Genomic DNA, 16,725 nt, shown 5'->3' on the forward strand with positions numbered 1-16,725 from the left:
GGGCCATGAATTTTCGAACCTGCCTGATCGTCGACGACAGCCGCATCATCCGCAAGGTCGCGCGCCGGATCATCGAAGGCCTGGGTTATGAGGTCGATGAGGCCGCGGACGGCGCCGAGGCCCTGGCCTATTGCATCGGCGCCATGCCGGACGTTGTGCTGCTCGACTGGAACATGCCGGTGATGGACGGGATCACCTTCCTGCGCCGCCTGCGCGCCGCGTCGGGCGGGGACCGGCCCAAGGTGCTGTTCTGCACCATCGAGACCCGGCCCGAACGGATCGCAGAGGCGTTGGCCGCCGGCGCCGACGACTATGTGATGAAGCCCTTCGACGGGGAAATCCTGCAATCCAAGCTGGCGGAGGTCGGAGCGATCGCCGCATGACGCCGGACGATTTCGACAAGCTGCAGTCCCTTCTCGCCACCCGCGCCGGCTATCGCCTGTCGCGGGATCGCATCCATCTGGCCGAACACCGGCTGGGTCCGGTGGCGCGACGCGAGGGTTATGCCAATGTCGAGGCGCTGCTGGCCAATCTGTGGGCCAATCCGGTCGCTTCCCTGGCCTGGTCGGTGATCGAGGCGCTGCTGAACGCCGAGACGTGGTTCCGGCGTGACCGCACGCCCTTCCGCATCCTGGAGACCGAACTGCTGCCGGCCCTGGCCAAGGCCCGCCCGGACGGCCGCGTCAAGATTTGGTCGGCTGGCTGCTCCACGGGCCAGGAGGCCTGGTCCATCGCGATGGCGGCGCTGGAAACGCACACCGCCGTCGATCTGATCGCCACCGACCTGTCGCAGCGCGCCATCGAGAAGGCGCGCTCGGGCCTCTACACCGGTTTCGAAATCCAACGCGGCCTGACGGCGCGGACCATGCTGCGCTGGTTCGAGCCGATGGAGGACCAGTGGATCGTCAAGGCCGAACTGGCCGACGCGGTGCGCTTCGGCCGCGCCAATCTGCTGGACGAACCGACCGACGACGCCCGTTTCGACGTCATCTTCTGCCGCAATGTGCTCGGCGACATGGAGCCGTCGCGACGCGCGCGGCTGCTGGACGGGCTGGAGCGGCGGCTGGTCGACGACGGCTGTCTGTTCCTGGGCGCCGACGAGCGTCTGGAGGGCGAGACGGTGGCCTTCCGTCCGGTGAACGGCCGGCGTGGCCTGTATGTCAAGGCCCCGTCCGCCCTGCGCCGCGCAGCCTGAACCACGCGACAGGCGCCGTCCTCGTCAGGCGGCGTGCAGTTCCTGCTTCACCCGTTCGGCCAGGGTCTTGATGTCCAACGGCTTGGGCAGGAAGGACACGCCCGTCTCGTCCTGCAACAGGTCCGAGAAGTCGCTTTCGGCATAGCCCGAGATGAACATGACCGGCGCGTCGCCCAGATAGGGCCGCGCCTTTTTCAACAGCGACGGACCGTCCAGGCCGGGCATGATGACGTCGGAGATCATCATGTCGATCTGGCCCGCATGTTCCTCGGCCAGCATCAGCGCCTCCTCGCCGTCCGCCGCCTCGATCACCTCATAGCCGCGCTGGCGCAGCAGCCGGGCGGCGATTCCTCGCACGGCGTCCTCGTCTTCCACGAACAGGATGCGGCCGGCGCCGGACAGGTCGCGCGGCGCCTTGGCCTTGACCTCGACCGGCTGCACCTCGGCCAGCTCCGCCTCGCCGGCGGCGGGCAGGAACAGGCGGAAGGCGGCGCCTCCCCCCTCGACATTGCTGACCGCGATATGACCGCCAGCCTGCTGGGCGATGCCATAGACGGTGGCCAGGCCCATGCCGGTGCCCTCGTTGACCGCCTTGGTGGTGAAGAAGGGCTCGAAGATTTTGTCCAGCAGTTCGGGCGGCACGCCGGGGCCCGTGTCGGACACTTCGATCAGGGCGACCTCGCTGGTCGGGGCGTCGGCCCAGCCCAGGCCGCGCGCCTCGTCCGCCGTCAGGCGCCGGGTCGAGATGGTGACGACGCCCGCACCCGGCTCGACCACGCCGCGCATGGCGTCGCGGGCGTTGACGGCCAGGTTCATCACCGCCGTCTCCAGCTGGCTCTTGTCGGCCAGCACCACCGGCAGGTCGCGGCCGTAGTCGGTTTCCAGCCGCACGTCCTCGCGCAGCAGGCGACGCAGCAGGATGGCGAACTCGCCCACCAACTCGCCCAGGTCCAGCCGTTCGCGCCGCACCGTGGACTTGCGCGAGAAAGCCAGCAGCTTGCGCACCAGATCAGCGGCGCGAATGGCCGTCTGGCGAATCTCGTTGAGGCCTTCGTAGGACGGATCACCGACCGGATGGCGTTCAAGCAGGCCCGACAGCTGAAGCTGGATCGCCGTCAGCAGATTGTTGAAATCATGCGCCACGCCCCCGGCCAGCTGGCCCACGGCCTGCATCTTCTGGGCCTGGTTGAGCTGCAGCTCCATCGACTTTTGGGACGAGACGTCGAACAACCATATCCGCCGACGCTCGCCCTCGGGCGCCACATAGAGGTGCAGCATCTTGTCGGGATAGGCGCGGGCGACCAGTTCGATGGGGCCCGACGATCCAGCCGCCAGTTTGGCCCGCGCCTCGGCGACGCCGGGCGGATCGAACAGATGGCCGAAGGCGGCGTCGCGCGCCGCCGCTGGGCCGGTCAGGACCGCCAGGGCCGGATTGGCCTCTTCCGCCCGGCCGGCGAACAGGTCGCCCCCGCCGATGACGGCCGACCCGAACGGCGCCCCGGCGGCCATGGCGCGGGCCTCTCCGGTCGCGGCGGCCACCGGGGAAGGCAGATGGGCCGAGGCGATGGGCAGGACCGCGTCCGGGGCCGCCCGCATCAGGAACCGCCCCTCGGCCACCCGGCCGATCACCACCTCGACCTCGCGCTGGCCGATCAGGACGATGGCGCGACCGGGTTCGCCCTTCCGCGCCTGGGCGAAGGCCATATAGAGGGCCTGGGCCGACTTGCCGCGCGGCAGGGCGGTGGTGGAGCCGTTGGCTTCGGCCCAGGCGGCGTTGAAGGCCAAGATCTGACCTGAATCCCACACCAGGGCCGCCGGTTCGGCCATGGCGTCCAGCACCTCTATGGCCGCATCGCTGTTGGGCCGGGCGCCGGCGGCGCGGCGAAAACCGAACAGGCCGATCAACGCGATCATCCCCACCGTCAGGATCAGCACCAGACCCGGCGCCGAGACCGGATTGTCGCGAAACGCCGGATAGGCCAGAGCCGCGATCGCCACGACGACGCCGAACGCCATCACGGCGGACAACAGATCGAACGGAGAGCGGCGGGTGGACGTCATACGGCCTCGCGAATCAAGGACTTCATCATACGCTCAAATCCTGACGCACCCTTACCGACGCGCCCGCGACTGGAAGACGAAGCCGATGATCTTGGCGGCGGCGTCGAAATGTTCGCGCGGAATGACCTCGTCCACATCGACCGTGGCGTAGAGGGCGCGGGCCAGGGGCACGTTCTCGACGATGGGGACATTGTGCTCGGCCGCCACCTCCCGGATGCGCAGGGCCAGGGCGTCGACGCCCTTGGCCACGCAGATCGGCGCCCCGTCGCCCTGATCCGGCTCGTAGCGCAGAGCGACCGAATAGTGGGTCGGGTTGGTGACGATGACGGTGGCCTTGGGCACGTTCGCCATCATCCGCTGGCGGCTGCGCTGCATGCGGATCTGCTTCAGCTTGGCCTTGATGTGCGGGTCGCCCTCGGACTGTTTGAAGTCTTCCTTCAGCTCTTCCTTGGTCATCCGCATCCGCTTGGCGAAGCGCATCTTCTGCCAGATGAAGTCGGCCCCCGCCGTGGCGCCCAGCAGGATGATGGCCGAGACGAACAGCGAGATCGCCATGTCGCGCGCCAGCGGCAGGATGGCCAGGGGGCTGACGGCGACCAGGTTCTCGAACTCGCGGGCATGGGGTTTCAGCACCATCCAGCAGACCAGGCAGACGGCGACCAGCTTGAGGAAGGTCTTGAGGAACTGCACCAGGCCGTCGGGACCGAAGATCCGCTTGAACCCCTGCATCGGACTGACCGCCGACCATTTGGGCTTCAGCTTCTCGGCGGTGAAGATCAGGCCCGACTGCGCCAGATTGCCCCCGGCCCCGCCGATGATGGTGGCCAGCATGACCGCCCCCAGGAAGGGGGCGACGGCCCAGACGGCGCGCACCATGATCTGATTGCCTGCGCCGGAGTTCAGCGTGCCCAGCATCTGATGCGGGGCGGCGATGAAGGGCAGCATCTGTTCGGCGATGGACGAGGCGAACCAGCCTCCGGCCATCAGGATCACCGCCGCCGCCCCCGCCAGAGACAGGACCTGGGCGACGTCCGGCGATTTGGCGACGTCGCCCTTCTTTCGCGCGTCCTCCAGCTTTCGCGGGGTCGCCTCTTCGGTTTTCGATTCGGGATCGGCGCCTTCAGCCACCGGCGCCCCCAAATACGAAATACTCCGCCAGGCGGCGGTAGCGGTCGATGAAGATGGCGCCCAGCGCGCCCAGGCTCAGGGCGAAGATCGACAGGCCCAGGATCACGCTGAGCGGGGCGGCGGCGAAATAGACCTGAAAGGCCGGCATGACCCGCGCCACCAGACCCGAAGCCAGGTTGAAGATCAGGGCGAACACTAAGACCGGCGCGGCCAGTTGAACCCCCAGCATGAAGCTGTCGCCCAGGGTCCGCACCGCCATCTGGGTGAAGTCCGCCATGATCAGGGGCTTGGCCGGGGCGATCAGCTGATAGGAGCCGACGATCCCGGCGATGAACAGGTGATGGGTGTCGGTGGCGAACAGCAGCGTCACCCCCAAGAGGGTCAGGAAGGCGGCGATGGTCGTGCCCGGCTGAGCCTGCATGGGGTTGGCGGTCTGGGCGAAGCTGAGGGTCGTCTGCAGCGACACGATCTCACCCGCCGTCGACAGGGCGGTCATGAACATCCGCAGCAACAGGCCGATCATCAGGCCGACCACCACCTCGCGGATGATCCAGCCGACCATCAGGCCCAAACTGTCGGGCAGGCCCGGCAGGGCGCCGCGCACCACCGGCCACAGGGCCAGGCTGATGACGAGCGACAACGACAGCCGCACGCGCGGCGGCACATAGGCCTCGCCGAAGCCGGGGATCAGCATCAGGATCGCCGCGACCCGGGCGAAGATCAGCCCCCCGGCCCAGACCTGATCGGCGGTCGCCCACGAATCCATGTCTAGAGGCCGCCCACTACATTCCCGCGATGCGGGCCGCGATCTGACGCATGAAGCCGCCCAGCAGCGCCCCCATCAGCGGCAGGAACAGGATCAGCGAAACGAAGATGGCGATGATCTTGGGCGCATAGATCAGGGTCTGTTCCTGGATCTGCGTCAGGGCCTGGAACAGGCCGATCACCACGCCGACCACCAGTCCGACCAGCAGGACCGGCAGACACAGCTGGATCGTCAGCCAGATGGCGTCCCTCCCGACGTCCAGAACTTCCGCGCCGTTCATCGGCCCACTCCAGCAACTACTGGGCAGAAAATGCCGACAGGATGGTTAACAGGCCGCTAACCAACGCTTGATGCTCGCAGCCTCTCCCCTTCCGTTTCGCTTGTGGCTATGTAGCCGCCATGACCGACGCTCGCTCCCCGAAAGTCTCCCAGGCCGACGCCGAAGCCGCCGTGCGCACTCTGATCGAATGGGCCGGCGACGACCCCACGCGCGAGGGCCTGCTGGAAACCCCCGCCCGCGTGGCCAAGAGCTATCGCGAGTTGTTCCAGGGCTACGAGGTCGATCCCCTGTCCTATCTTGAGAAGACCTTCGAGGAGACGGGCGGCTACGACCAGCTGGTCGTGCTGAAGGACATCCGTTTCGTCAGCTTCTGCGAACATCACATGTTGCCGGTCGTGGGCAAGGCGCACGTCGCCTATCTGCCGACCGACCGGGTCGTGGGCATCTCCAAGCTGGCCCGGGTGGTGCGCGGCTTCGCCCGTCGCCTGCAGATCCAGGAGAAGATGACGTCGGAGATCGCCGAGGCCATCCAGACCGTCCTGCGTCCGCACGGCGTCGGCGTGGTCATCGAGGCCGAGCATTCCTGCATGACCCTGCGCGGGGTCAATGCGCCGGGCGCCAGCCTGTCGACCAGCCATCTGATCGGCGTCGTGCGCGACGATCCCCGCACCCGCGAGGAGTTCCTGCGGCTGGTCAGGGGCTGATTTCACGCGAACTGGCGCCGCCCTTGCGTTGAACGGGCCGAAGGAGGCGCTGACGATGCCCTGGTCCCTGATTTCGACCCGCAATGAGACAGTCCAGATCGCCCGCGGCGGCTGGCTGGACGCGCTGCGTTTCATCGTGGCCTTCCTGATCATCCTGCATCACTTCCAGGCGGCCGGGCCCGAGCCCCTCGCGCATCTGATCAATCCGATCTTCGAGCGTGGCGGCTTCCTGCTGACCAACTTCTTCCTGATCGACAGCGGCTATGTGCTGATGCGCGTCTATGGGGCGGCGGTGGACAAGGGCCGGATGTCGCCGGGCGACTTCTTCCTGAAGCGGTTCCTGCGCGTGGTGCCGGCCCACCTGATCATGGGCCTGTCGCTGGTCGGACTGGTGCTGCTGGCGACGGCGGCCGGCGCGCCGCCGCGCAATCCCGAATGGTTCGCCTGGGATCAGTTGCCGGCCCAACTGCTGCTGCTGCAATCCTATGGCGTCCATGGCGGCCTGGGCTGGAATGCGCCCACCTGGTCGATCTCGGCCCTGATCGGCTGCTACTTGGCCTTCCCCTGGATCATTCGCGGCCTGATGCGGCTGGGGCCGTGGTCGGCGCTGGCGCTGGGCGTTGGCGTCTATCTGGCGGCCAACCAGCTGTGCTGGGCCTTCCTGGGCTATCCCGTCTATCAGATGCCGATGGGCTACGGCATCGTGCGCGCCCTGCCCTTGTTCTTGCTGGGCATGTGCCTGGCGTGGTTCGCCCAGAAGGTCTGGATCGCGCCGCGTCTGGCCGGCTGGGCCGGGGTGCTGGCCGCCGTCGGCTTCTTCGCGCTGGAGCTTCACGACAAGCACGCCCTCGTCGCCCTGGCCCTGATTTCGATCATCATCCTGGCCGCCGGCGCCGTGCCGGTGACGCGCCCGTCCAAACTGGTCGAGACGGCCGCCATGGTGTCCTTCTCCATGTTCATCTCCAACGAGGTGGTCCGCATCGCCTGGTTCGGCGTGGTCAATGCGCTGGTGGCCCGCTTCGCCCTGCCCCTCGCCGCCCAATGGAGCCTGTGGGGTCTGGGCGTGCTGGCGGCGGTCGGCTTCGCCTTCGCCTTCCACTTCGCCATCGACAATCCGATACAGAACCGGATCCGTGCGGCGCTGAAACGCCGCACAGTCCGTCGCGGCCGGCTGCAGCCGAAACTGGGGCCGGTCATCTCCATCGACGGCTGATCCGGCCGGGCGATCGACGATCCTCGACCAAAGTCGCTCTCTCCAGCCGCCCCGCTCTCGGTCAATGTCGGCGTCCACGCATCCTTAAGGATGTGCAGAACGGCCGATAACGGCGACACGGGAGGAAATGGATCATGGCAACCGACGCACCCCTTGCGTCCGGGGACGGGGAGCACACGGTCGATCGCAGCGATCGGCTGGTCATCCTCGCCTCCTCTGTCGGCACCGTCATCGAGTGGTACGACTTCTATCTTTACGGCTCGCTGGCGGCGATCATCACCGTCCAGTTCTTCTCGGGCGTCAACGAGACGACCGGCTATATCTTCGCCCTGATGGCCTTCGCCGCCGGTTTCGCCGTGCGTCCGTTCGGCGCCGTGGTCTTCGGACGGCTGGGCGATCTCTGGGGTCGCAAGAACACCTTCCTGGTGACCATGCTGCTGATGGGCCTGTCGACCTTCGTGGTCGGCCTGTTGCCGCCCTATGCGGTCATCGGCATTGCGGCGCCGATCATCCTGGTGCTGATGCGCCTGATCCAGGGCCTGGCCCTGGGCGGCGAATACGGCGGCGCGGCCACCTACGTCGCCGAGCACGCCCCGCAAGGCAAGCGCGGCTTCTACACCTCCTTCATCCAGATCACGGCGACCGCCGGCCTTGTGCTGAGCCTGCTGGTCATCCTGAGCGTGCGCTACACCGTGGGGGAAGACGCCTTCGCCGCCTGGGGCTGGCGCATTCCCTTCCTGGTCTCGATCCTGCTGCTCGGCGTCTCCCTGTGGATTCGCCTGAAGCTGGCCGAAAGCCCGTCGTTCAAGAAGATGAAGGCCGAAGGCAAAGGTTCCAAGACGCCGCTGAAGGACAGTTTCGGCAAATGGCCGAACCTGAAGCTGGTGCTGATCGCCCTTCTGGGCCTCACCGCCGGTCAGGCCGTCATCTGGTACACCGGCCAGTTCTACGCCCTGTTCTTCCTGGAACGGGTCATGAAGGTCGACGCGACCCTGGTCTATGTGCTGCTGACCATCGCGCTTCTGGCCGCCTCGCCCTTCTTCATCTTTTGGGGCTGGCTGTCGGACAAGGTGGGGCGCAAGCCGATCATCCTGGCCGGCTGTCTGATCGCGGCCCTGACCTATTTCCCGCTGTTCAACGCCCTGACCCAGGCCGCCAATCCGAAACTGGCCGCCGCAGCCGCTTCGGCTCCGGTGATGGTCTATGCCGATCCGGCCGACTGTAACCTGCAGTTCGATCCGGTCGGCAAGACAGTGTTCAACCACTCCTGCGACGTGGCCAAATCCTATCTGGCCAAGGCGGGCGTGACCTACACCAACGAGGCCGCGCCGGCCGGCGCGGTGGCCCAGGTCCGCATCGGCGATCAGGTGGTGGTCCCCAGCTTCCGCGGCGACGCCATGGCCCCGGCCGACTTCGCCGCCCAGAAGAAGACCTGGGACAAGAGCCTGGGCGAGGCCCTGACCGCCGCCGGCTATCCAGCCAAGGCCGACAGCGCCCTGGTCAACAAGCCGATGGTGGTGCTGATCCTGTTCATCCTCGGCTTCTATGTGACCATGGTCTACGGTCCGATCGCGGCGGCCCTGGTCGAGATGTTCCCGACCAATATCCGCTACACCTCCATGTCCCTGCCCTATCACATCGGCAACGGCTGGTTCGGCGGCTTCCTGCCGACCACCGCCTTCGCCATCGTGGCGGCGACGGGCAACATCTACTCTGGCCTCTGGTACCCGATCGTGGTGGCCCTGGGGACGGTCGTGCTGGGCTTCCTGCTGGTCAAGGAAGGCAAGGACGTCGACCTGAACGCCTGATCCTGCTTTCAGGTGGAACGAGGGGCGGGTCGTCGAAAGACGGCCCGCCTTTCGCTTGTGAAACACCCTCTGGCCGGTTCAGATGCCCCCATGTTCAGCCTGACGATCCTCGGCCTGGTCGCCGCCTATATGGCGGTGCTGTTCGCCGTCGCCTGGCATCAGGAGCGTCCGGCGGCCAGGGCGCGGGGCAAGGGGCTGGGGCCGTCGGTCTACGCCCTGTCCCTGGCGATCTACTGCACCTCCTGGACCTATTATGGGGCGGTCGGCACGGCGGCGCGGGACGGCTGGGAATATCTGCCCATCTATATCGGGCCGGTGATCGGCCTGACCCTGCTGTTCCCGCTTTGGCGGCGCATCGCGGCGGCGGCCCGGCGCGAAAACGTCGGCTCCATGGCCGACTTCGTGGCCTCCCGCTACGGCAAGAGCCAGACCTTGGGCGCGGCCGTCACCGTGGTCGCCATCTTGGGGTCGCTGCCCTATATCGCGCTGCAGCTGAAGTCGCTGTCGATGGCGGGCGCCCTTCTGACGGCGGGCACGCCGGTCGCGGGGTCGGAACGGCTGACGGTGCTGGTTCTCGCCGGAGTGCTGGCCTTCTTCGCCATCCTGTTCGGCGCACGACGACCCGACCTGACCGAGCACAATCGCGGCCTGATCCAGGCCATTGGCCTGGAATCGATGGTCAAGCTGGGCGCCCTGCTGTTCGTCGCCGTCTTCGCCCTGGTCCTGCTGCTGAACCAAGGATCGCCGGCGCGTATCGCGCAAGGGTTGGGCGCCCTGGCCGCGCCGCCGGCCGTCACGCCGCGCTTCACCGCCATCACCCTGGTCTCGACCCTGGCGATCTTCTGCCTGCCGCGTCAGTTCCACGTCGCCTTCGTGGAGGGGGCCCAGCCGTCGGACGTGCGGCGGGCGCGCTGGATCTTTCCCCTCTATCTGATGCTGACCAGTCTGGCGGTCCTGCCGCTGGTGGCGGCCGGCGCCCTGTTCGCGCCCACGGTGAACCCCGACCTTCTGGTGCTGGCCCTGCCGTTCCAGCGCGGCGAGACCCTGCTGACCGCCGTCGTCTTCGTCGGCGGCTTCTCGGCGGCGACCGCCATGGTGATCGTCGAGGCCGTGGCCCTGTCGGCCATGGTGTCCAACAGCCTGATCCTGCCCTTTCTAGCGCGCGACCGCTGGCGGATGCGCGGCGACGCCTCGGACATGGCGGGCATCATCCTGCAGGTGCGGCGCGGGGCCATCGTCGCAGTCCTGCTGCTGGCGTGGCTCTATTATCAGGCGACGGACCAGTCGCACGGTCTGGCGGCCATGGGGCTGGTGTCCTTCGCCGCCCTGGCGCAGCTGGCGCCGGCCCTGTTCGGCGCGGTCCTGTGGCGCGGCGGCCATGCCCACGGCGCGCTGGCGGGCATGGCGGTGGGGGTTCTGGTCTGGATCATGATGCTGGCCCTGCCGCAACTGGCGCCGGGCGCGCCCTGGCACATCTATGTCATGCTGGGGATCAAGGACCCGCTGGCCCTGGGCGTCTTCGTCAGCCTGGGGCTGAACCTGGCGGCCTATGTCGGGGTGTCGCGTCTGGCCCAGCCCCGGCTGATCGACCGGGTTCAGGCGCGGGCCTTCGTGGACCGGCTGGGGCCGGACTGGATGGAGGCCAAGCCCGCGCCATCCGGGGCCTCGGTCGGGGACCTGCGCGCCCTGGTCGCCCGCTTCATCGGCGACGAACGGGCCGAGCGCGCCTTTTCCGCGTGGGGGAGGGAAACCGCCGCGCGCCTGCGTGACGCAGACCCCGCCGATGCGGCGCTGGCGCGGGCGGCGGAGCGAATGCTGGCGGGCGCCATCGGCGCGGCCTCGGCCCGGCGCGTCATCTCCGCCGCCCTGGCCGGGGTCGGCCGCGCGCCCGAGGACGTGGTGCGGATGCTGGACGAGGCGTCCCAGGCTGTCCAGTTCAACCGCGACCTGTTGCAGACCACGCTGGACAACATCGACCAGGGCGTGATCGTGGTGGACGAGGATCTGCGCGTCACCGCCTGGAACCGGCGCTATGTCGCCATGTTCGACCTGCCCGTCGGCTTCGTCCACGTCGGCCTGCCCATCGCGAGCATCTATCGGCTGAACGCCGAGCGCGGCGAGAGCCCCAACGATATCGAGGCCTGGGTCGAGCGGCGGCTGGAGGCCCTGAGCCGCCGCATCCCCCACGATCACGAACGCCAGCAGCCGGACGGACGGGTGCTGCGCTCATCCGGCGCGCCAATCCCCGGCGGGGGCTACGCCACCAGCTATACCGACATCACCGCCCTGCGCCGCGCCGCGCGTCAGCTGGAAGAGGCCAATGAGCGGCTGGAGGCGCGCGTGGCGGACCGCACCGCCCGGCTGGACGAGGCGCGCCAGGTGGCCGAGGACGCCACCGCCTCCAAGACCCGGTTCCTGGCCGCCGCCAGCCACGACCTGCTGCAACCCCTGCACGCCGCCCGCCTGTTCATCGCCGCCTTGAAGGAGGAGCCGGCGCTTCAGGAAACCGCCAGCCGCGCCCTGGCCGTCAACGCCGACCGCGCCATCGACAGCGCCCACCGGCTGCTGACCGCCCTGTTGAATCTGTCCAAGCTGGAGGCCGGCGGGGTGCGGACCAATGTGGCGCGGGTGTCGCTGGGCGGCCTGTTCGACGATCTGCGACGCGAGTTCGCGCCGGTGGCTGAGGCCAAGGGCCTGTGTCTGACCCTGATGCCGACGCGGCTGTGGGTGACGTCGGATCGCGATCTGCTGCGCTCCATGCTGCAGAACCTGGTGGCCAACGCCATCCGCTACACGGACCGGGGCCGGGTTCTGGTCGGGGTGCGGCGGCGGGGCGAGACGGTGCGGCTGTTCGTCTGCGACACCGGGCGCGGCATCCCCAAGGCGCAGCAGGAGACGGTGTTCAACGAGTTCGTCCGCCTGCCCGGCGCGGCGGTGGACGAACCGGGCGCGGGCCTGGGCCTGGCCATCGTCAAACGCCTGTCCAGCCTTCTGGACCATCCGCTGTCGTTGACCTCGGAGCCAGGGGCGGGCGCGACCTTCCGCATCGACCTGAGACGTTGCGCGCCCGACGTGGTCGCTGAGGCGGCGCCCTCGCACGAGGTGCGCCTGCCGCTGGCGGGGTTGAGGGTGCTGTGCGTGGACAACGAGCCGGTGATCCTGGATGCGCTGAACGCCCTTCTGACCCGCTGGGGCGCTCGCCCGACGCTGGCGGCCGGCGTCGAGGCGGCCATGGCGTCGCCGGGGCCATTCGACGCCGCCGTGGTCGATCTTCATCTGGGCGACGGGCCGGAAGGCTTCGCCGTGATCGACTGGCTGCGGCCGCACGGCGTGCGCCGCATCGCCCTGGTCACCGCCGACACGCGCGACGGCTTGAACGAACAGGCCACGGCCGCCGGGGCCGTTCTGCTGCCCAAGCCGATCAAGCCGGCCGCGTTGAAGGCCTTTTTGTCCAGCTGATCACAGCGGATCCATCTGCTTGGCCAGTATGACGGCCTGGGTGCGGTTGTGGACGCCCAGTTTCCTGAACACGCTGGTCAGATGCGCCTTGATGGTGGCCTCCGAGACGCCCAGGTCGAAGGCGATCTGCTTGTTCAGCCTGCCCGCCTTCAGCCCCTCCAGGATACGTAGCTGAGAGGGCGTCAGGCTGGCCACCCGTTGGGCCAGACCGTCGTCCTCGGCCTCGGGCACGTCCGGCGCCCAGCCGTCGCCGGCCAGGATGGCGGCGATCGCTTCCACCATCTGCGGCAGGGCGGTGGACTTGGGGATGAAGCCGGCGGCGCCCAGCCCCAGGGCGTTTCGCACCACCGCCGCCTCCTCGCTGGCCGAGACCACCGCCACCGGCGCAGCCGGATGTTCGGCCCGCAGAGCCGCCAACCCCGCCATCCCTTCGCTGTCCGACAGTTTCAGGTCCAGCAGCAACAGGTCCGCCGGCGCCGCCTGCAAGGCCGCCCGCGCCTCGGCCAGGCTGGCGCATTCGACCACCTGGGCCCCCGGCGCGGCCTTGTCGACCGCCGAGCGCAGGGCGGCGCGGAACAGGGGATGGTCGTCGGCGACGACGATGCGATCCATAGGCGTCCTTCCCTTGGGCGTCCTTCCCATGCGCGGTGTCTGACCGGCCGCGTCGTCGCCACCATGGCGCCGTTCGACTTTGGTCGAAACTAGACCAATGGCCAATGGCCTGGCGAGGACATAGGCGGAAAGCTGGGATCAGGGACGCCTGCGAAGACGGGCGCGGAGGAACTCAGCATGACCAGGACCACCCTTTTCGCGGGCGCCGCCGTCGTCGCCCTGTTGTCCGCACCCGGCATGGCCGCGGCCCAGTCCAGCCAGGCGGCGTTGGAGGCCCGCATCGCCCAACTGGAGGCCGAGTTGAACGCCCTGAAGGGCGAGGTCGTCGCCGCCCGCACCCAACAGGCCGCTCAGGCCCAGGACATCATCCGCCTGGAAACCCGCCCGGCCGCGCCAGCTCCGGTCCAGCAGGCCGCAGCGCCGGCGTCGCCCGGCGAGGGCTTCCGCATCGGCGACCACACGGTCAAGTTCGGCGGCTTCGTCAAGGTGGACGCCTACGCCAGCCGCTATTCCGGCGGTGATCCGGTCAATGGCGACGCCCTGCGCGAGTTCCACATTCCCGGCTCCATCCCCATCGGCGGCTCCAAGGAGGATACGGCGACCGACTTCAACGCCCGCCAGACCCGCTTCTGGCTGACCACCGACGGCGTGGTCGGCGGCCACAAGATCGGCACCCGGATGGAGATGGACTTCCAGACCCTGCCCGGCGCCGGCGATCAACGCACCACCAGCCCGGCCAACCCGGCCCTGCGCCGCGCCTTCATCACCATCGATAACTGGCTGATCGGCCAGGAGTGGACCAACTTCCAGAACACCGCGGTCCTGCCCGAATCCGCCGATTTCGTCGGCGCGGCGGAAGGCACGGTCTTCGCCCGTCAGGTCCAGGTCCGCTACACGCGCGGTCCCTTCTCGGTCTCGGTCGAGAACCCCGAGACGACCGTGACGCCATTCGGCGGCGGCGCGCGCATCATCGCCGACGACAACAGCTTGCCGGACTTCACCGCCCGCTATGCGGTGTCCCGTCCGTGGGGGGATTTCCAGGTCGCCGGCCTGCTGCGCCAGTTGAAGTATCAGAACCCGGCGACAAACATCGATTCCACCGCGACCGGCTGGGGTCTGTCGGCCTCGACCAAGATCAAGGTCGGATCAAAGGACGATCTGCGCCTGATGGTGACCGGCGGCGAGGGCATCGGCCGCTATGTGGGGCTGAACTTCTCCAACGACGCGGTGCTGAACGCCTCGGGCGATCTTGACGCCATCGGCGTGGTCGCCGGCTTCGCCGCCTATCGCCACGTCTGGGCGCCGGGCTGGCGCTCCAGCCTGATCTGGTCGGCGCAGAAGGTGGACAACGACGTCGCATTCACCGGCCTGTCCGCCAACCGATCGGCCCAGAGCCTCCACGCCAACTTGATCTGGTCGCCGGTTACGGCGTTTGATGTCGGGGCCGAGCTGATGTTCGCGGATCGCGAGATCGAGACCGGCGCCAGCGGCGACATGACCCGTCTGATCCTGTTCGCCAAATACGGATTCTGATTTCCGCCGGAGACGCCTTTCGTGCCTGATCTCGACCTCTATCCCGTTCCCGCAGATTGGGCCAAGAAGGCCCACATGGACCGGCAGGCCTATGAGGGGGCGCGGATCGCGGCGCGCGAAAATCCCGACGCCTTCTGGGCCGAACAGGCCGGGCGGCTGGACTGGATCACTCCGCCGACCAGGATCAAGGACGTCTCGTTCAAGAAGGAAGACTTCCGCATCCGCTGGTTCGAGGACGGGGTGCTGAACGTCTCGGCCGAATGCATCGACCGCCACCTTCCCCACCGCAGGCACGAGACGGCGATCATCTGGGAAGGGGACGATCCCGCCGACAGCCGCCGCATCACCTATGGCGAACTGCACGCCGAGGTGTGCCGCATGGCCAATGTGCTGAAGGCGCATGGCGCCAAGAAGGGCGACCGCATCACCCTTTATCTGCCGATGATCCCCGAGGCGGCCTACGCCATGCTGGCCTGCGCGCGGCTCGGGGCGATCCATTCGGTTGTCTTCGGCGGCTTTTCGCCCGACAGCCTGTGCGGCCGGATCGAGGACTGCGGCTCCAACCTGGTCATCACCGCCGACGAGGGCCTGCGCGGCGGCAAGCATGTGCCGCTGAAGGCCAATGTCGACGAGGCGCTGAAGAAGGTGAAGGTCGACACCGTCCTGGTCGTGCGCCGCACCGACCGCGACGTGCCGATGACCGATGGGCGCGACTTCGACTATGGGCTGGAGGCCGCCAAGGTCGACGCCGACTGCCCGCCCGAGCCGATGAACGCCGAAGACCCGCTGTTCATCCTCTACACCTCGGGTTCGACCGGAAAGCCCAAGGGCGTGCTGCACACCACGGGCGGCTACCTGTTCTGGGCCGCCTGGACGCACGAGATCGTCTTCGACTATCGCCCCGGCGAGGTCTTCTGGTGCACCGCCGACGTGGGCTGGGTCACGGGTCACTCCTATATGGTCTATGGGCCGCTGGCGAACGCGGCGACGACCCTGATGTTCGAGGGCGTGCCCAACTATCCCGACGCCGGCCGGTTCTGGCAGGTGGTGGACAAGCACAAGGTCGAGATTTTCTACACCGCCCCCACGGCCCTGCGCGCCCTGATGCGCGAGGGCGACGCGCCGGTGAAGGCGGCCTCGCGCGCCTCCCTGCGGCTGCTCGGCACGGTGGGCGAGCCGATCAACCCGGAGGCCTGGCGCTGGTATCACGATGTGGTCGGCGACGGCCGCTGCCCCATCGTCGACACCTGGTGGCAGACCGAGACGGGCGGCCATCTGATCACGCCGCTGCCCGGCGCTACGGACCTGAAGCCCGGATCGGCGACCCTGCCCCTGCCGGGCGTCGAGCTTGAGATCGTGGACGCCGAGGGTCGGCCGCTGGAGGGCGCCGTGTCCGGCAATCTGTGCATCACCGACAGCTGGCCCGGTCAGATGCGGACCGTCTATGGCGACGACCAGCGCTTTTTCGACACCTATTTCTCGACCTATCCGGGCCGTTATTTCACGGGCGACGGCTGCCGTCGCGATGCGGACGGCTATTACTGGATCACCGGCCGGGTGGACGACGTCATCAACGTCTCGGGCCACCGGATGGGCACCGCCGAGGTCGAAAGCGCCCTGGTGCTCCACGACGATGTCGCAGAGGCGGCGGTGGTCGGCTTCCCCCACGACATCAAGGGCCAGGGCATCTACGCCTATGTCACCCTGAACAAGGGGGTCGAGCCGACCGAGGAACTGCGCAAGGCCCTGATCGCCCATGTCCGTCAGGAGATCGGTCCCATCGCAGCGCCCGACGTGATCCAGTGGGCGCCGGGCCTGCCCAAGACCCGGTCGGGCAAGATCATGCGCCGAATTCTAAGAAAGATCGCCGAGAACGACATCGGCGCGCTTGGCGACACCTCCACCCTGGCCGATCCGTCGGTGGTGGACGATCTGGTCAAGAACCGCGCCTGGGCGTGAGGGCTGA

13 protein-coding genes are annotated in these 16,725 nt (G+C 68.1%); 8 read left to right on the forward strand and 5 right to left on the reverse strand.

Annotated features, from left to right (window positions below; genetic code table 11):
* Nucleotides 1-5: 5 nt before the first annotated feature.
* The gene (locus tag KZX42_RS08040; RefSeq protein WP_248118682.1) at nt 6-383 is read left to right on the forward strand and encodes a response regulator; all 378 of its coding nucleotides are present in this window, start codon (nt 6-8) and stop codon (nt 381-383) included.
* The gene (locus KZX42_RS08045; protein ID WP_248118683.1) at nt 380-1,195 is read left to right on the forward strand and encodes a protein-glutamate O-methyltransferase CheR; all 816 of its coding nucleotides are present in this window, start codon (nt 380-382) and stop codon (nt 1,193-1,195) included. The genes KZX42_RS08040 and KZX42_RS08045 overlap by 4 nt, the downstream gene beginning before the upstream one ends.
* A 24-nt stretch (nt 1,196-1,219) precedes the next feature.
* Here KZX42_RS08045 and KZX42_RS08050 read toward each other — a convergent pair whose 3' ends face one another.
* Genes KZX42_RS08050 through fliQ form a run of 4 tightly spaced genes read right to left on the reverse strand, consistent with a single transcriptional unit; the run spans nt 1,220 to nt 5,430 of the window.
* Complete coding sequence (locus tag KZX42_RS08050) at nt 1,220-3,256, reverse strand: ATP-binding protein (RefSeq protein ID WP_248118684.1); 2,037 nt, start codon at nt 3,254-3,256, stop codon at nt 1,220-1,222.
* Between the two features lie 51 nt (nt 3,257-3,307).
* Nucleotides 3,308-4,384: a flagellar biosynthesis protein FlhB gene (gene flhB / locus KZX42_RS08055; protein WP_248118685.1), complete on the reverse strand. Its 1,077-nt coding sequence runs from the start codon at nt 4,382-4,384 to the stop codon at nt 3,308-3,310.
* Nucleotides 4,377-5,150 carry a flagellar biosynthetic protein FliR gene (fliR, locus tag KZX42_RS08060; RefSeq protein WP_248118686.1) on the reverse strand — a complete coding sequence of 258 codons (774 nt, stop codon included), beginning with the start codon at nt 5,148-5,150 and terminating at the stop codon, nt 4,377-4,379. The genes flhB and fliR overlap by 8 nt, the downstream gene beginning before the upstream one ends.
* A 16-nt stretch (nt 5,151-5,166) precedes the next feature.
* Complete coding sequence (gene fliQ, locus KZX42_RS08065; RefSeq protein WP_017505641.1) at nt 5,167-5,430, reverse strand: flagellar biosynthesis protein FliQ; 264 nt, start codon at nt 5,428-5,430, stop codon at nt 5,167-5,169.
* Between the two features lie 119 nt (nt 5,431-5,549).
* Here fliQ and folE point away from each other — a divergent pair, with 119 nt between their 5' ends.
* From folE to KZX42_RS08085, 4 genes are all read left to right on the forward strand, one after another.
* Nucleotides 5,550-6,134 (forward strand): GTP cyclohydrolase I FolE, encoded by a 585-nt coding sequence (folE, locus tag KZX42_RS08070; protein WP_248118687.1) that lies wholly within the window; start codon nt 5,550-5,552, stop codon nt 6,132-6,134.
* Nucleotides 6,135-6,189: 55 nt separating this feature from the next.
* Nucleotides 6,190-7,347 (forward strand): acyltransferase, encoded by a 1,158-nt coding sequence (locus KZX42_RS08075; protein WP_248118688.1) that lies wholly within the window; start codon nt 6,190-6,192, stop codon nt 7,345-7,347.
* A gap of 134 nt (nt 7,348-7,481) precedes the next feature.
* Nucleotides 7,482-9,155: an MFS transporter gene (locus tag KZX42_RS08080; RefSeq protein ID WP_248118689.1), complete on the forward strand. Its 1,674-nt coding sequence runs from the start codon at nt 7,482-7,484 to the stop codon at nt 9,153-9,155.
* Nucleotides 9,156-9,245: 90 nt separating this feature from the next.
* Nucleotides 9,246-12,614: a PAS-domain containing protein gene (locus KZX42_RS08085; protein ID WP_248118690.1), complete on the forward strand. Its 3,369-nt coding sequence runs from the start codon at nt 9,246-9,248 to the stop codon at nt 12,612-12,614.
* Here KZX42_RS08085 and KZX42_RS08090 read toward each other — a convergent pair whose 3' ends face one another.
* Nucleotides 12,615-13,226 carry a response regulator transcription factor gene (locus KZX42_RS08090; RefSeq protein ID WP_248118691.1) on the reverse strand — a complete coding sequence of 204 codons (612 nt, stop codon included), beginning with the start codon at nt 13,224-13,226 and terminating at the stop codon, nt 12,615-12,617.
* A 177-nt stretch (nt 13,227-13,403) separates the two neighbouring features.
* On the opposite strand from KZX42_RS08090, the gene KZX42_RS08095 reads away from it, so the two are divergent.
* Entirely contained in the window at nt 13,404-14,759 is a 1,356-nt protein-coding gene (locus KZX42_RS08095; RefSeq protein WP_248118692.1) for a DcaP family trimeric outer membrane transporter, read from the forward strand.
* Nucleotides 14,760-14,780: 21 nt separating this feature from the next.
* Entirely contained in the window at nt 14,781-16,718 is a 1,938-nt protein-coding gene (gene acs, locus KZX42_RS08100; RefSeq protein WP_348983620.1) for an acetate--CoA ligase, read from the forward strand.
* The last annotated feature ends 7 nt before the right edge of the window (nt 16,719-16,725 follow it).

This window comes from Brevundimonas sp. EYE_349 (assembly GCF_023147505.1).
In the GTDB taxonomy this organism is placed as follows: Bacteria; Pseudomonadota; Alphaproteobacteria; order Caulobacterales; family Caulobacteraceae; genus Brevundimonas.

Coding starts and splice junctions, on each gene's coding strand:
- KZX42_RS08040 (WP_248118682.1), top strand. CDS start 6: ATGAATTTTCGAACCTGCCTGATCGTCGACGACAGCCGCATCATCCGC.
- KZX42_RS08045 (WP_248118683.1), top strand. CDS start 380: ATGACGCCGGACGATTTCGACAAGCTGCAGTCCCTTCTCGCCACCCGC.
- KZX42_RS08050 (WP_248118684.1), bottom strand. CDS start 3,256: ATGACGTCCACCCGCCGCTCTCCGTTCGATCTGTTGTCCGCCGTGATG.
- fliR (WP_248118686.1), bottom strand. CDS start 5,150: ATGGATTCGTGGGCGACCGCCGATCAGGTCTGGGCCGGGGGGCTGATC.
- fliQ (WP_017505641.1), bottom strand. CDS start 5,430: ATGAACGGCGCGGAAGTTCTGGACGTCGGGAGGGACGCCATCTGGCTG.
- folE (WP_248118687.1), top strand. CDS start 5,550: ATGACCGACGCTCGCTCCCCGAAAGTCTCCCAGGCCGACGCCGAAGCC.
- KZX42_RS08075 (WP_248118688.1), top strand. CDS start 6,190: ATGCCCTGGTCCCTGATTTCGACCCGCAATGAGACAGTCCAGATCGCC.
- KZX42_RS08080 (WP_248118689.1), top strand. CDS start 7,482: ATGGCAACCGACGCACCCCTTGCGTCCGGGGACGGGGAGCACACGGTC.
- KZX42_RS08085 (WP_248118690.1), top strand. CDS start 9,246: ATGTTCAGCCTGACGATCCTCGGCCTGGTCGCCGCCTATATGGCGGTG.
- KZX42_RS08090 (WP_248118691.1), bottom strand. CDS start 13,226: ATGGATCGCATCGTCGTCGCCGACGACCATCCCCTGTTCCGCGCCGCC.
- KZX42_RS08095 (WP_248118692.1), top strand. CDS start 13,404: ATGACCAGGACCACCCTTTTCGCGGGCGCCGCCGTCGTCGCCCTGTTG.